A 14,182-nucleotide genomic window follows, 5' to 3' on the forward strand; every position below is an offset into this window, starting at 1 on the left:
GTCGCCGGGTGTCGGCGCGGGCGCCGGGGCCCCGCGGGCGAGTTGGTACCGTAGCCGGATGACGTCCGTGACGAACGCCGAGCCCGCTGAGGGTGCCGCGGATCCGGACGGCGCCTCGCCCGTCGTCTTCGAGCTGCACCAGCTGACCCGGACCTTCGGGAGGACGGTGGCTGTCGACCGCATCGACCTGGCCGTCCGCGCGGGGACCTTCTACGGGATCATCGGCCCGAACGGCGCGGGCAAGACCACCACGCTCTCGATGATGACGGGCCTTCTGCGACCCGACACCGGCCGCGTCCTCGTGCACGGCGTCGACGTCTGGAAGGACCCGTCGGCCGCGAAGCCGCTGATCGGGGTCCTGCCCGACCGCCTCCGGCTGTTCGACCGGCTCACCGGCGCCCAGTTCCTCGCCTACTCCGCCGCGCTGCGCGGCATCGACCTCGCCACGGCGAAGCAGCGCACGGTCGAGCTGGCCGAGGCGCTCGGCCTCTCCGACGCGCTGGAGCGCCTGATCTCGGATTACTCCGCGGGGATGGCGAAGAAGGTCGCCCTCGCGGCGGCGATGATCCACGCCCCGCGCGTGCTGGTCCTCGACGAGCCGTTCGAGTCGGTGGACCCGGTCTCCTCGGCCGCCGTGATCACCGTGCTGCGCCGCTTCGTCGAGGGCGGCGGCACCGTCGTCCTCTCCAGCCACGGGCTCGACTTCATCGAGCGCGTCTGCGACGACGTGGCCGTGATCGTCGGCGGGCGCGTGCTCGCCTCCGGGACGGTCGCGGAGGTCGCCGGCACCGCGACGCTGGAGGAGCGCTTCCTCGAGCTCGCGGGCGGCAAGCAGATCGCCGAGGGGCTGCAGTGGCTGCACGACTTCTCCGGCTGAGGATCGACGTCCTCCTGGGCGCGTTCCGCTCCGGGCCCGCGCGCTCGGCCGGCGCCGTCCTGGGCGTGCTCGTGGTCGTCGCGGTGACGGCCCTGCTGATCGGGGCGATCGGCGCTCTGCGCTCCTCGGACGCGGCGGCGGGCGCTCTCGTGACCGCCGGCGGACTCGTCTCCGTCGGCTTCCTGGTGCTGCCCTTCCTGCTCGGCCCGCTCGACCCGATGGATCCGCGCGCGTTCCGCCTCTTCGGCCTTCCGCCGCTCCGCCTCGCCGGGGCGCTCGCCCTGGCCGGCCTCGTCTCGGTCCCCACGCTCGCCCTGCTGGTGGTCGGGCTCGCGTGCGCGCCGCTCGTCCCGGGCGCAGGCGCCTTCGCCGTGGTCGGCCCGCTCCTCGCGGTGGCGACGGCCTCGCTGTTCGCGCGGATCGGCCTCGCCGCCTCCGCCGCCCTCGTCCCCTCCCGGACCGCCCGCGAGCTGCTGGCCGTCCTCGGCCTGGTGCTGATGCTGGGCGGTCCCGCCGCCCTCGGCGCTGCCGCGCTGGTCGACACGGGGGACACCCCGGTGCTCGAGCGCTGGGGCGCGGCGATGGGGGCCACTCCGTTCGGCGCGGCGTGGATGATCGCCCCGGCCGCCCGGACCGGCGACGCGCTCGGCCCGCTCCTGCTGGCCCTGGCGACGCTCGTCGCGGCGGGCGCGCTCTGGTGGCTCGTCGTCCGCCTGCTGACGGAGCGCCCCGAGCGCACGCACCGGCCGCCGCGCGGCCTCCGGCTGGGCTGGTTCGACGTCCTCGGCTCGACCCGGACCGGCGCGATCGCGGCGCGCAGCATCACCTACTGGCTCCGGGATCCGCGCTACCAGGCGTCGCTCGTCGCCGTGCCGGTGCTGCCGGTCGCGGCCCTGCTGCTGCTCGCGGTCGTCGGCGTCCCCTTCCCGCTGCTCTCGCTGCTCCCGGTCCCGCTGATCGCGCTGTTCCTCGGCTGGTTCCTGCACAACGACGTCGCCTACGACGGCTCGGCGTTCTGGCTCCACGTGGCCGCGGGCGTCCGCGGCTGGTCGGACCGGCTCGGCCGCGCCTTCCCGACCCTCCTGCTCGGCGTGCCGGTCGTCGTGCTCGGCTCGCTGATCAGCAGCGCGACCTCGGGGCTCCCCGATGCGCTGCCCGTCGTGCTCGCGGTGAACACCTGCCTCCTGCTCGTCCCCGCCGGCGTCGCCAGCGCCGTCTCGGCACGGCTCGCCTATCCGGCTCCGCGCCCGGGCGACAGCGCGTTCACGCAGCCCCAGGCCCCCGGAGCCAGTGGCGCCGGTCCGCAGTCCCTCGCGTTCGGCCTGGGGCTGCTCCTCTCGGCTCCGGCCGTGGTGCTCGGCGTCCGGGCCCTGTTCGTCGACCCGGAGGCGGCGGGCGACGCCGTGCTCGTCGGCTTCGGCAGCGCCGTGGTCGTCTTCGCCCTCGGCGTGCTCCTCGGCGGCCGGCTGTTCGAGCGCCGCGCGACCGAGCTGGTCGCGTTCACCAGCCGCTACTAGCGCCGCCCGATCCGGAGCGCACGGCCGCGGGCCCGGGCTCCGCGCGTAGGATCGTCGGCATGATTCCGCGCGTCCAGAACAGCAGCACCGACCCCCTCGAGGGAGGCGGAGGAACCGCCACGCTCGACCGCGAGCTCGAGGAGCTCCTCAACCAGGAGTCCATCGAGCCGGGCGACCACGAGCGCTTCTCCCACTACGTGCCGAAGGACAAGATCCTCGAGAGCGCCATCACCGGCAAGCCGGTCCGCGCGCTCTGCGGCAAGAAGTGGCTCCCGGGCCGCGACCCGGAGAAGTTCCCGGTGTGCCCGGCCTGCAAGGAGATCTACGCGAAGATGAAGTGAGCTCCCGCCCCGCTCACTCGTAGCGGGTCGGGATGACGGGCTCGCCGCGGCCGAGCCGGAGCGCGTCGATCGGCAGCTCGAGGACCGCGTTCGCGTGGTGCGCGCGGGCTGCCGCCACTCCCTCGATGCCGAGGTGCTCGGGACGGATCGTCCCGTCCTCGATCAGGGGGACGAGCAGCGCCCGCTCGTCCTCGCCGACGGCGCCCTCGGGGCCGGCGCCCACGTGCACGACCTCGGCCTCGGCGACCCCGTCGTCGGAGAGCAGACGGCCGGCGGCCTTCCGCCCGCCGATCGACGCCTTCGAGACCGACTTCTTCGCCACCGCGACCCATTCGCCCGCGTCGTCCTCGTGCGCGACCAGCTTGTAGACCATGCCCGCGGTCGGGTGGCCCGAGCCCGTCGCCACCGAGGTGCCGACGCCGTAGGAGTCGACCGGTGAGGCCGCGAGCGCGGCGATCCCGTACTCGTCGAGGTCGTTGGTGACGGTGATGCGCGTGCCGGTCGCGCCGAGCGCGTCCAGCTGCTGCCGGACGGCGGCCACCTGCTGGGGGAGGTCGCCGGAGTCGATGCGCACGGCGCCGAGGCCGGTGCCGGCGACGCGGACCGCCAGGTCGACGGCGGCCGTCACGTCGTAGGTGTCCACCAGGAGGGTCGTGCCGGGGCCGAGCGCGGCGACCTGCGCGCGGAAGGCCTCCTCCTCCGAGTCGTGGAGGAGCGTGAAGGAGTGCGCGGAGGTGCCCATCGTGGGCACGCCGAAGCTGCGGCCCGCCTCCAGGTTCGAGGAGGCGCCGAATCCGGCGATGTAGGCGGCGCGAGCGGCCGCGACGGCGGACCGCTCACCGGCGCGGCGCGAACCCATCTCGGCGAGCGGTCGCCCGTCGGCGGCCGAGACCATCCGCGCGGCGGCGCTCGCCACGGCGCTGTCGTGGTTGAGGACGCTGAGCACCAGGGTCTCCAGCAGCACGCCGTCGGCGAAGGGCGCCTCGACGATGAGCACGGGGGAGCCCGGGAGGTAGACCTCGCCCTCGCGGTAGCCCCAGACGTCGCCCCGGAAGCGGTAGTCGGCGAGCCAGTCCAGCGTGCGGGAGTCGACGACGCGGTTCCCGCGGAGCCAGGACAGCTCGTCGTCGCCGAAGCGGAACCGCGAGATCAGCTCGAGGAGCCGGCCGGTGCCCGCGAGCACGCCGTAGCGGCGTCCGGGCGGGAGGCTCCGGGCGAACACCTCGAACATGCAGCGGCGGTCGGCGGTGCCGCTGCCGAGGGCGCCCTCGACCATCGTGAGCTCGTACCGGTCGGTGAGGAAGGCCGTGGAGTCCATCCGCTCAGTGTTCCACGGCCGCCCCCGCGCGGCCCAGGCGCGGGTGCCGGGGCTTGCGCACGCCGCCGGGCCCGGGAACGGCGTGCGGCCGGGACCGGGCCGCAGGGCGCGGGTAGGCTGTTCCTCCGTGACGGACGCACCGCTGGGCATCTTCGACTCCGGGGTCGGCGGGCTCACCGTCGCCCGCTCCGTGATCGACCAGCTGCAGAACGAGTCGATCGTCTACCTCGGCGACACCGCGCACTCGCCCTACGGTCCCAAGCCGCTCGCCGACGTCCGCGCCTACGCCCTCGACACCCTCGACACGCTGGTCGACCAGGGCGCCAAGCTGCTCGTCATCGCCTGCAACACCGCCTCGGCCGCGATGATGCGCGACGCCCGCGAGCGCTACACGCTCGGCCGCGGCATCCCGGTGATCGAGGTCATCCAGCCCGCCGTCCGCAGCGCTGTCCGCGACACGCGCAACCGCCGCGTCGGCGTGATCGGCACGGTCGGGACGATCCGCTCCCGCGCCTACGACGACGCCTTCGTCGCCGCGCCCGACCTGCAGCTGTTCACCGCCGCCTGCCCGCGCTTCGTCGAGTTCGTCGAGGCGGGCGTCACCTGGAGCGACGAGCTGCTCGCGGTGGCGGAGGAGTACCTCGCGCCGCTCAAGGCCGCGGGGGTCGACACGCTCGTCCTCGGCTGCACGCACTACCCGCTGCTGCGCGGTGCCATCGCGTACGTGATGGGGCCGGACGTCCGCCTCGTCTCGAGCGCCGAGGAGACCGCGCTCGACGTCTACCGGACCCTCGTGGCGCACGGCCTGCAGCGCACCTCCGCCGCTCCTCCGACCTACCGGTGGGAGGAGACGGGCTCGAGCGACTTCGTCCGCCTCGCCCGCCGCTTCCTCGGTCCGGAGGTCTCGAGCGTCGACCTCGTCGAGACCGGCACCATCAACCTGCGCGAGCTCGACCGGGCCGCGCTCCCGCACGATCGAGGGAGACCCGAGTGACCGACAGCACCGCATCGAAGGCCGCGCGCAAGGACGGGCGGGCGCCCGACGAGCTGCGCACCGTGACGATCGAGCGCGGCTGGAGCACCCAGGCGGAGGGCTCCGCGCTCGTCTCGTTCGGGAACACCAGGGTGCTCTGCACCGCCTCCTTCACGAACGGCGTGCCGCGCTGGCTGCAGGGCAAGGGCAAGGGCTGGGTCACCGCCGAGTACGCGATGCTGCCCCGATCCACCAACTCCCGCATGGACCGCGAGTCGGTCAAGGGGAAGGTCGGCGGGCGCACGCACGAGATCTCGCGGCTGATCGGCCGGAGCCTGCGCGCGGTGGTCGACACGAAGGCGCTCGGCGAGAACACCCTCGTGATCGACTGCGACGTCCTCCAGGCCGACGGCGGCACCCGCACCGCGGCGATCACCGGCGCCTACGTGGCGATGGCCGACGCGATCGAGTGGGCGCGCGGCAAGAAGTACGTGGGGCAGAAGGCGCAGCCGCTGATCGACAGCCTCTCGGCGGTGTCCGTCGGCATCATCGACGGCGTGCCGATGCTCGACCTGGCCTACGTCGAGGACGTGCGCGCCGAGACCGACATGAACGTCGTCGTCACCGGACGCGGCCTGTTCGTCGAGGTGCAGGGCACCGCCGAGGGGGCCCCGTTCGACCGCCGCGAGCTCGACGCCCTGCTCGACCTCGCGGTCGCCGGTGCCTCCGACCTCGCCCGCATCCAGGCCGAAGCGCTCGCCGCGGAGCCCGGAGCGTGAGCTTGGACCTCGTCCTCGCCACTCACAACGCGGGCAAGGTGGAGGAGTTCCGCGCCATGCTGGCCGGCGCGCTCCCCGGAGTCGGCGTCCGCGCCTACGACGGACCCGAGCCCGTCGAGGACGGCGTGAGCTTCGCCGAGAACGCGCTGATCAAGGCGCGCGCGGCGGCGGCGCACACCGGCCTCGTGGCGCTCGCGGACGACTCCGGGATCTGCGTCGACGTCCTCGGCGGCGCGCCGGGCATCTTCTCGGCCCGCTGGTCGGGACGCGCGCACGACGCGACGGCCAACCTCGAGCTCCTCCTGGCGCAGCTGCACGACGTGAAGGCGGAGCACCGCGGTGCGCACTTCAGCTGCACCATCGCCCTCGTGGTGCCGGACTCCGTGCTCCCCGGCGGGCAGGAGACGGTGGTCGAGGGCCGCTGGGACGGCGCGATCGCGACGGCGCCGCGCGGTGCGAACGGCCACGGCTACGACCCGGTGTTCGTCCCCGAGGCCGGGGCGCTCACGGCGGCCGAGCTCGCTCCCGAGCAGAAGAACGCTCGGAGCCACCGCGCCCGCGCCTTCACCGCGCTGCGCGCCGAGCTCGCCGCCCTGTCCGCCCGGCTCTGACCCCGGCGGGTTCCCACCGCGGGATGCCACTCCGGTGCACGCCTGTCGGCGTGCGGCGTGCCGGAGTGGCGTCTCGCGGAGGCGGAGGTCAGGACTTCGGGTGCTTGTCGTCCAGGGTGTCGGCGTCGAGCACGTAGGCGGCCGACTCGGTCGCGTCGGTCTCGGGGTCGGCGGCGAGCTTCGCCTTGCGCTGCTGCTGGAAGAAGTGGAACAGCGTCGGCACCAGCGCGAGCACGACCGCGCCGATCAGGATCACGTCGATGTAGTGCGAGACGAAGTCGGCGACCGGCGGGATGAAGGCGAGCAGCCACCCGATCAGGGTGACCCCGCTGCCCCAGATCAGGGCGCCGATGAGGTTGTAGAGGCTGTACTTGCGGTAGTTCATGTGGGCCACGCCGGCCGCGATCGGCGCGAAGGTGCGGACGATCGGCACGAAGCGCGCGAGGATCACGGCGAGGCCGCCGAAGCGCTCGAAGAACGCGTTGGTCCGCTTCACATTCTCGATGCTGAAGAAGCCGGACTCCTTGCGCTCGAAGATGCGCGGGCCGGCCTTATGCCCGATCAGGTAGCCGACCTCGCCGCCGACGAAGGCCGAGAACCCGACAGCCAGGCAGATGAGCCAGATCGGGATGCCGAGGCCGCCGTTCGACGCGTTCTCGTGCGCCAGCAGGCCCGTGATGATCAGCAGCGTGTCGCCCGGGAAGAGGAAGCCGATCAGCAGTCCGGTCTCGGCGAACACGATGAGGCAGACCACGAGCACGCCCCAGGGGCCGAACGAGGTCAGGATCGTCTCCGGATCGAGCCAGGGGACGAGGGCGGCGTGATTCAACGGATCTCCAGTCGACGGGGGCCGGTGGCCGGTCGGCGGTCACGCGAGCGCGCTCAGCGTACCGGCCGATCCCGTGCGGAAGGAGGGACTCGAACCCTCACGCCTCTCGGCACAGGAACCTAAATCCTGCGTGTCTGCCATTCCACCACTCCCGCGTGCGGGCTCCAGTGTAGGAGGAGGGCCCCGCGCCTCAGCCGCGGGAGGCCGCCCGGGGGAGGTACCGCGGAATCCAGCGGGCGAGCGCCCCCGCTCCGCCCAGACCGAGCACCCCCATCACGACGGCGGCGAAGGGGAGGGAGACCAGGGCGGTGAGTGCCGACACGACGATCGGGGCGGCGGCGTTGCCCGCGTCACCGGTGAAGCGGAACGCGCCGAGGAACGGGGCCGGATCGGCCGGGGGCGCGAGATCGGCGCCGATGGTCATCAGGATCCCGGAGCCGATGCCGTTCGCGGCCGCGAGCACGCAGGCCACGGCGACGAACCAGGGCACCGGATCGAGGGCGAGCACCGAGGCGGCGAGGGCGAGGTGGCCGAGCCCGAGGCCGATCATCGAGGGGATCGCGGTGGCGCCCCGGCCGAAGCGGTCCATCAGCTGGCCGCCGGCGTAGAAGAGGGCGAAGTCGAGCGCGCCGGCGATGCCGATGATGATCGCGGTGTCGGTCTCGGCGAGCCCGATGCTCACCGCCCAGAGGGGGAGGATCAGCGTCCGGCTCGCCCGCAGCGCCCCGATCACGGCGGCGCCGGTCCCCATCCGAGCGAGGACCCCGCGGTGCTCGCGCAGCGTCCCGAGCAGCGACTGCGGCGACTCCAGGACGGTCGCCGACGCCTCCGCGGCGACCACGTCCTCCGGAGCGGCGCGGTCGGCCGCGGCCTGCGCCCGCCGCAGCACCGTCGCGGGGTCGGGCACGAGCAGCAGGACCACGACCGCCGCCACGCAGCAGACGATGTGCACCCAGAAGACGGACTCGACGGAGCCGGTGAGGTGCACCACCCCGGCCGCCAGGAACGGGCCGATCAGCCAGCCCGCGCGGAACGCCCCGGCGAGGGCGCTGAGCGCGCGGGCGCGGTGCGTGATCGGGACGAACGACGTCATGAACGCGTGGCGCGCCAGCGCGAAGACCGCGGTCGCGAGGCCGATCACGAAGACGCCGATCGTCAGCCCGACCCACGACGTCGAGAGCAGGCACACCACGAGCCCGAGGATCGACGCGGCCGAGGCTCCGAGCATGGCGCCGCGCTCGCCGATCCGCGAGACGATCCAGCCGCTGGGGATGTCGCCCGCCAGCTCGCCGATCATGATCATCCCGGCCACGAGGCCCGCCAGAGCCAGCGTCGCGCCGAGGTCGCCGGCCGCGGCCGGCAGGAGGGGGATGATCGCCCCCTCGCCGATGGAGAAGAGGAGGGTGGGGAGGAAGGTCGACAGCAGCAGCGGCCCGACGGGGAAGGGGCGCGGAGCGGTGCTGGTCACCGTCCCCAGGGTACGCCCGGGCCGGAGGGCGGCCCCCGGCCCCCGGTAGTCTGGACGCACCATGCTGGACAACGACTTCACCGAGCAGATCACTGCTCTCCGCTCCACCTTCGCCGACATCCGCGCCGTCATCGACGTGGACGGCCTCCGCTCGAAGATCGCCGAGCTCAGCGAGCAGGCCGGCGCCCCCGACCTGTGGGACGACACGGCCAACGCGCAGAAGGTGACCAGCGCCCTCAGCCACCGCCAGTCCGAGCTCGCGCGGATCACCGCGATCGACCGGCGCCTGGACGACCTCGAGGTGCTCGTCGAGATGGCGAACGAGGCCGAGGACGCCGAGTCCGAGCAGGAGGCGATCGCCGAGCTCTCCTCCCTCCAGAAGGTCATGGGCGAGCTCGAGGTGCAGACCCTGCTCGACGGCGAGTACGACGACCGCCCCGCCGTGGTCACCATCCGCGCGGGAGCGGGCGGCGTCGACGCCTCCGACTTCGCCGAGATGCTCATGCGCATGTACCTCCGCTGGGCCGAGAAGCACAAGTACGCGGCGACCGTCATGGACGCCAGCTACGCGGAGGAGGCGGGCATCAAGTCGGCCACCTTCCAGATCGACGCCCCCTACGCCTTCGGCACGCTCTCGGTCGAGGCCGGAACCCACCGCCTCGTGCGGATGAGCCCCTTCGGCGCCGCGGGCAAGCGCCAGACCTCCTTCGCCGCGGTCGAGGTCATCCCGCTGATGGAGGAGGCCGGGGCGATCGAGATCCCGGACAACGACATCCGCGTGGACGTCTTCCGCTCCTCCGGCCCCGGCGGCCAGTCGGTGAACACCACCGACTCCGCGGTGCGCCTCACCCACCTGCCCACCGGCACCGTCGTGTCGATGCAGAACGAGAAGAGCCAGATCCAGAACCGCGCCGCGGCGATGCGCGTGCTCCAGTCGCGGCTCCTGCTGCTGCAGAAGGAGCAGGAGGCGGCCACCAAGAAGGAGCTCGCCGGCACCATCACCGCGAGCTGGGGCGACCAGATGCGCAGCTACGTCCTCGCTCCGTACCAGATGGTGAAGGACCTGCGCACCGACCACGAGGTCGGCAACCCCTCGCACGTGTTCGACGGCGATCTGGACGGCTTCATCGCCGCCGGGATCCGCTGGCGGAAGTCCTCCTAGCGCGGCTCGGGCGCGTCCCCACCGACGCGCCGCGCGCCCCCTCGGCGGACTCTTCGGGATCGTCGCTTACCCTCGTACCGACATGATTCGCTTCGACAACGTCTCCAAGCAGTATCGGGGCGGCACGAGACCCGCCCTCAACGCCATCGATCTCGAGATCCTCCGGGGCGAGTTCGTCTTCCTCGTCGGCGCCTCCGGCTCCGGCAAGTCGAGCTGCCTCCGCCTGATCCTCAAGGAGGAGCGCCCCTCCTCCGGGTCGATCCACGTGCTCGGGCAGAACCTCGGCAAGATCTCGAGCCGCAAGGTCCCGTACTTCCGCCGCAACATGGGCGTCGTGTTCCAGGACTTCCGGCTGCTGCCGAACAAGTCGGTCTTCGACAACGTCGCGTTCAGCCTCCAGGTGATCGGCAAGTCGAAGGGCTACATCCAGGAGGCCGTCCCGGACACGCTCAAGATGGTGGGCCTCGCGGGCAAGGCGTCGCGCCTGCCCCACGAGCTCTCCGGCGGCGAGCAGCAGCGCGTGGCGATCGCCCGCGCCGTCGTCAACAAGCCGGCCGTCCTGCTGGCCGACGAGCCCACGGGCAACCTCGACCCGACCACGAGCGCCGGCATCATGGCGCTGCTCGAGCGGATCAACGCGGGCGGCACGACCGTGATCATGGCGACCCACGAGGCCGGCATCGTCGACCAGATGAAGCGCCGCGTCATCGAGCTCTCGGCAGGCAGCATCGTCCGCGACGAGAGCCAGGGCGGCTACGGCCAGACCGAGAGCATCACCGTCGTCCACGACGGCGTCGTGGTCGTGGCGGCCGACGACCACGCTGTCGCCGAGCAGCCCGCGCCCCCGGCGATCATCGACAGCGAGCTCGCGCCCGCCGAGGTCCCCGAGATCGACCTGCGCCAGGAGGCCCCGGCCCCGCCGCCCGAGCCGGCCCGCCTCTCGCAGACCGCCGCCCAGCCCCGCGTCCCCGAGGGCCGCCGCTCCGCCGCCGTCGAGCCGGAGCGCGAGCCGGAGCCGGCCGCCGGGCCCGCCGCCGCCCCGCGCGTCGTCGAGCTGCAGAGCCAGACCGGTCCGATCTTCCTCCCCGCCGACACCGGAGCCCTGCCCGAGGAGTCGCTCGCCGCACGCCTCGGCCTCCGCGCCCACGCGGGCGAGGGCGACGAGACCGGCGACGACCAGCAGAACGTAGGACCCGTCAAGTGAGATTCGCACTGATCTGGTCGGAGGTCGCCAGCGGCCTCCGGCGCAACGTCTCCATGGTCGTCTCGGTGATCCTGGTGACCTTCATCTCCCTCACCTTCGTCGGCACGGCGATCCTGCTCCAGATGCAGATCGGCCAGATGAAGAACTTCTGGTACGACAAGGCGCAGGTCGCGGTGTACATGTGCACCGCCACCTCCGGCGGCTCGAACTGCAGCGGCTCCGACGCCACCGCCGAGCAGATCGACGCGGTGCAGGGCCAGCTCGAGGGCGCCACGCTCGCGCCGTACATCGACCGCTCCTACTTCGAGGACCACGACCAGGCCTACGCGAACTTCCAGGAGCAGTTCGCGGGCAACCCGGTCGCCGAGTACGTCACTCCCGACCTGCTCAACCAGACCTTCTGGATCAACCTGAAGGACCCGACCCAGTCGGACGTCATCGTGGAGAGCCTGTCGAGCGTCTCGGGAGTCGAGAGCGTCACCGACCAGCGGCAGTACCTCGACCAGATCTTCTCGATCCTCAACGCGGCGAGCTACACGGCCATCGGCATCGCCGTCCTGATGCTCGTCGCGGCCGTGCTGCTCATCGCCACCACGATCCGCCTCTCGGCGTTCTCGCGGAGACGGGAGCTGGGCATCATGCGGCTCGTGGGGGCCTCGAACAGGTTCATCCAGACCCCGTTCATCCTCGAGGGGGTCTTCGCCGCGCTGGTCGGCTCGATCCTCGCGGGAGTCGCGGTGGTCGCCATCGTGCAGGTCTTCGTGCAGGGGTTCCTGGCGTACCGGATCCCGCTGACCTCCTTCGTGGGACTCGACGACGCTCTGATCGTCGTGCCGATCCTGATCGTGGTCGGCATCGTCCTGGCCGCCGTCTCGGCGAACGTCGCGATCGCGCGGTACCTGCGGGTCTGATCCCGGACCGGACGTATACTGGTGGGCTGTCCCGTTCGGGGCGGCCCACCGGTGCATCGCCCCGACGATGCCCGCCCCCTTCATCCGCTCGCGACCCGAGGAGCAGCCGTGCCCAGAGAACAGGGACAGAAGGTCGTCGCGACCAACCGCAAGGCGCGCCACGACTACCTCATCGAGGACACCTACGAGGCGGGCCTCGTGCTCACCGGCACCGAGGTGAAGTCCCTCCGGGCCGGCCGAGCCTCGCTGGTCGACGGCTACGCGTTCGTCGACGGGGGAGAGGCGTGGCTCGACGCCGTCCACATCAACGAGTGGGCCCAGGGCACCTGGACGAACCACCCGCCGCGCCGCAAGCGCAAGCTGCTGCTGCACAAGGCGCAGATCCTCAAGATCCACAACAAGGTGAAGGAGGGCGGGTACACGCTGATCCCGCTCTCGCTGTACTTCAGCGACGGCAAGGCCAAGGTCGAGCTTGCCGTGGCCAAGGGCAAGAAGGACTACGACAAGCGCCAGGTCCTCCGAGAGCGCCAGGACCGCCGCGAGGCGGACCGTGCGATGTCGACCCGCCGCCGCCTCGGCGAGTAGGCCCCGGCGGGCACTGTCCGACGGGTGCCGCGCAAGCCTCTTCTTCGCGCCCCGTGCTTTGGGAGACTGGGGCGCGTGACCTCCCCCGAGAACAGCGCCCCCGCCGCCCTGAGCGCCGCCGACGAGAAGACGCGGTGGCGCGCCTTCGCGGTGAGCGTCGGAGTCGCGGCCATCACGATCCTCGACCTCTCGAAGGTCAACGTCGGCCTGCCGTCGATCGAGCGCTCGCTCGGAGCGGACGCGAGCCAGCTGCAGCTGATCGTCGCGGGCTACGCGCTCGCCTTCGGACTGGCGCTCGTGCCGGCCGGTCGGCTGGGCGACATCCGCTCGCGCCGCCTGCTGTTCCTCATCGGGCTGACTGCGTTCACGGTGACGAGCCTGCTCTGCGCGCTCGCGCCGTCGATCGAGCTGCTCGTCGTCGCGCGCTTCCTGCAGGGCGTCGCCGCGGGAATCCAGATGCCCCAGGTCCTCGGGCTGGTGCAGCAGATGTTCACCGGCGCCGAGCGGGCCCGGGCCTTCGGGGTCTTCGGCGCGACCATCGGCCTGTCGACCGCCTTCGGCCCGACCCTCGGCGGCCTCCTGATCGCGATCGGCGGCGAGCAGGACGGCTGGCGCCTGCTGTTCTGGATGAACATCCCGCTGGGCGTCGCCGCGCTGGTCTTCGCCTGGAAGCTCATCCCGAAGAAGCGCTCGCGGCCCGAGGGAGACCGGTCCCTCGACCCGGTCGGCCTGCTCCTGCTGGCGGTCGCGATCTTCGCGTTCATGCTGCCGTTCCTGCTGACCACGGGCTCCTCCTCGGACTCGCCCTACCGCTGGTTCTGGCTGGTCCTCGCCGCGGCCGCCGCCGCCGTCTTCGTGCGCTGGGAGGCGCACTACGCCGCGTCGGGGCGGACGCCCGTCATCGACTTCCGCATCTTCCGGACCAGCTCCTACCGCAACGGCATCCTGGTCGCGACCTCCTACTTCGCCGCGATCCCGGCGACCTTCCTCCTCACCACGCTCTTCCTCCAGCAGGGGCTCGGCCTCGAGCCGGTGTTCGCCGGCATGGTGAGCATCCCGTTCGCGCTGACCTCGGCGGTGACCGCCTGGTACGGCGGCAAGCTCGTGCAGCGCTACGGCCGCGCACTGGTGGTGCTCGGCATCGTGCTCGTGGTCATCGGCTTCACGCTCGTGCTGCTCGCCGCCGAGCTCCTCCCGGCCGAGACCGCGGCCTACGGCATGGGTGCCGCGATGCTCGTCGCCGGGGCCGGCGGCGGCTTCGTCGTGTCGCCGAACCAGACGCTCACCCTCGCCGAGATCCCGCCGGCGCAGGGCGGCGTGGCGGGCTCCGTGGGCCAGCTCGGCCAGCGCGTGGGCACCGCGGTCGGCACCGCCTGCGCCTCCGCCGTCTTCTTCGCGACGCTGGCGAGCGAGCAGGGGATGGCGGAGGGGCTGGACCGCTACCACGACGCCTTCCGCAACGGCTACTTCGTCACCCTCGGGCTGATCGCGCTCGCGCTCGTGCTGGGTCTGCTCGATCTGCGCCGCCGCCGGGTGACCGCCCGCGGAGCTGAGGTAGACTAGGACCCGTAACTCCACAGTGTGCGACGAACGACCCACTCCAGCGG

Annotated in this window: 14 protein-coding genes and 1 tRNA gene; 11 read left to right on the forward strand and 4 right to left on the reverse strand. The window is 72.5% G+C overall.

Annotation, left to right across the window (positions count from 1 at the left end):
• Positions 1-58: 58 nt before the first annotated feature.
• The 3 genes from C5C50_RS01780 to C5C50_RS01790 are packed head-to-tail and all read left to right on the forward strand — an operon-like array spanning position 59 to position 2,735.
• The gene (locus C5C50_RS01780; protein WP_104223570.1) at positions 59-877 is read left to right on the forward strand and encodes an ABC transporter ATP-binding protein; all 819 of its coding nucleotides are present in this window, start codon (positions 59-61) and stop codon (positions 875-877) included.
• A complete protein-coding gene (locus C5C50_RS01785) occupies positions 853-2,394 on the forward strand; it encodes an ABC transporter permease (RefSeq protein WP_104247836.1) in 1,542 nt (513 codons plus the stop codon). The genes C5C50_RS01780 and C5C50_RS01785 overlap by 25 nt, the downstream gene beginning before the upstream one ends.
• A 59-nt stretch (positions 2,395-2,453) precedes the next feature.
• Positions 2,454-2,735 carry a DUF3039 domain-containing protein gene (locus C5C50_RS01790; RefSeq protein WP_104223568.1) on the forward strand — a complete coding sequence of 94 codons (282 nt, stop codon included), beginning with the start codon at positions 2,454-2,456 and terminating at the stop codon, positions 2,733-2,735.
• A gap of 13 nt (positions 2,736-2,748) precedes the next feature.
• Here C5C50_RS01790 and C5C50_RS01795 read toward each other — a convergent pair whose 3' ends face one another.
• On the reverse strand, positions 2,749-4,053 hold the full coding sequence (locus C5C50_RS01795; protein ID WP_104261189.1) for a nicotinate phosphoribosyltransferase: 1,305 nt from the start codon (positions 4,051-4,053) through the stop codon (positions 2,749-2,751).
• Between the two features lie 127 nt (positions 4,054-4,180).
• Between C5C50_RS01795 and murI the strand changes: the two genes are divergently transcribed.
• From murI to rdgB, 3 genes are read left to right on the forward strand one after another with little or no spacing between them, the layout of a single operon-like run.
• The gene (murI, locus tag C5C50_RS01800) at positions 4,181-5,047 is read left to right on the forward strand and encodes a glutamate racemase (protein ID WP_104223566.1); all 867 of its coding nucleotides are present in this window, start codon (positions 4,181-4,183) and stop codon (positions 5,045-5,047) included.
• On the forward strand, positions 5,044-5,805 hold the full coding sequence (gene rph, locus C5C50_RS01805; RefSeq protein ID WP_104233199.1) for a ribonuclease PH: 762 nt from the start codon (positions 5,044-5,046) through the stop codon (positions 5,803-5,805). Before murI ends, rph begins: the two co-directional genes overlap by 4 nt.
• Positions 5,802-6,416: an RdgB/HAM1 family non-canonical purine NTP pyrophosphatase gene (rdgB, locus tag C5C50_RS01810; RefSeq protein ID WP_104223564.1), complete on the forward strand. Its 615-nt coding sequence runs from the start codon at positions 5,802-5,804 to the stop codon at positions 6,414-6,416. Before rph ends, rdgB begins: the two co-directional genes overlap by 4 nt.
• 88 nt (positions 6,417-6,504) lie before the next feature.
• Here the strand turns inward: rdgB and C5C50_RS01815 are convergent, their stop codons facing one another.
• The 3 genes from C5C50_RS01815 to C5C50_RS01825 form a co-directional block, all read right to left on the reverse strand.
• Positions 6,505-7,245 (reverse strand): DedA family protein, encoded by a 741-nt coding sequence (locus C5C50_RS01815; protein ID WP_104272722.1) that lies wholly within the window; start codon positions 7,243-7,245, stop codon positions 6,505-6,507.
• Between the two features lie 74 nt (positions 7,246-7,319).
• Positions 7,320-7,400 (reverse strand) — tRNA-Leu (locus tag C5C50_RS01820).
• Between the two features lie 35 nt (positions 7,401-7,435).
• The gene (locus tag C5C50_RS01825) at positions 7,436-8,713 is read right to left on the reverse strand and encodes an MFS transporter (protein ID WP_258067604.1); all 1,278 of its coding nucleotides are present in this window, start codon (positions 8,711-8,713) and stop codon (positions 7,436-7,438) included.
• A 61-nt stretch (positions 8,714-8,774) separates the two neighbouring features.
• Between C5C50_RS01825 and prfB the strand changes: the two genes are divergently transcribed.
• From prfB to C5C50_RS01850, 5 genes are all read left to right on the forward strand, one after another.
• On the forward strand, positions 8,775-9,875 hold the full coding sequence (gene prfB, locus C5C50_RS01830) for a peptide chain release factor 2 (protein ID WP_104226967.1): 1,101 nt from the start codon (positions 8,775-8,777) through the stop codon (positions 9,873-9,875).
• An 82-nt stretch (positions 9,876-9,957) separates the two neighbouring features.
• On the forward strand, positions 9,958-11,079 hold the full coding sequence (gene ftsE / locus C5C50_RS01835) for a cell division ATP-binding protein FtsE (protein WP_104226968.1): 1,122 nt from the start codon (positions 9,958-9,960) through the stop codon (positions 11,077-11,079).
• Entirely contained in the window at positions 11,076-11,990 is a 915-nt protein-coding gene (gene ftsX, locus C5C50_RS01840; protein ID WP_104223559.1) for a permease-like cell division protein FtsX, read from the forward strand. The genes ftsE and ftsX overlap by 4 nt, the downstream gene beginning before the upstream one ends.
• A gap of 108 nt (positions 11,991-12,098) precedes the next feature.
• A complete protein-coding gene (gene smpB, locus C5C50_RS01845; protein ID WP_104223558.1) occupies positions 12,099-12,575 on the forward strand; it encodes an SsrA-binding protein SmpB in 477 nt (158 codons plus the stop codon).
• Between the two features lie 75 nt (positions 12,576-12,650).
• Entirely contained in the window at positions 12,651-14,138 is a 1,488-nt protein-coding gene (locus tag C5C50_RS01850) for an MFS transporter (RefSeq protein ID WP_104223557.1), read from the forward strand.
• Positions 14,139-14,182: the final 44 nt, after the last annotated feature.

The sequence above is a fragment of the Rathayibacter sp. AY1D9 genome, from assembly GCF_002932395.1.
In the GTDB taxonomy this organism is placed as follows: Bacteria; Actinomycetota; Actinomycetes; order Actinomycetales; family Microbacteriaceae; genus Rathayibacter.

Coding starts and splice junctions, on each gene's coding strand:
- C5C50_RS01780 (WP_104223570.1), top strand. CDS start 59: ATGACGTCCGTGACGAACGCCGAGCCCGCTGAGGGTGCCGCGGATCCG.
- C5C50_RS01790 (WP_104223568.1), top strand. CDS start 2,454: ATGATTCCGCGCGTCCAGAACAGCAGCACCGACCCCCTCGAGGGAGGC.
- C5C50_RS01795 (WP_104261189.1), bottom strand. CDS start 4,053: ATGGACTCCACGGCCTTCCTCACCGACCGGTACGAGCTCACGATGGTC.
- prfB (WP_104226967.1), top strand. CDS start 8,775: ATGCTGGACAACGACTTCACCGAGCAGATCACTGCTCTCCGCTCCACC.
- ftsE (WP_104226968.1), top strand. CDS start 9,958: ATGATTCGCTTCGACAACGTCTCCAAGCAGTATCGGGGCGGCACGAGA.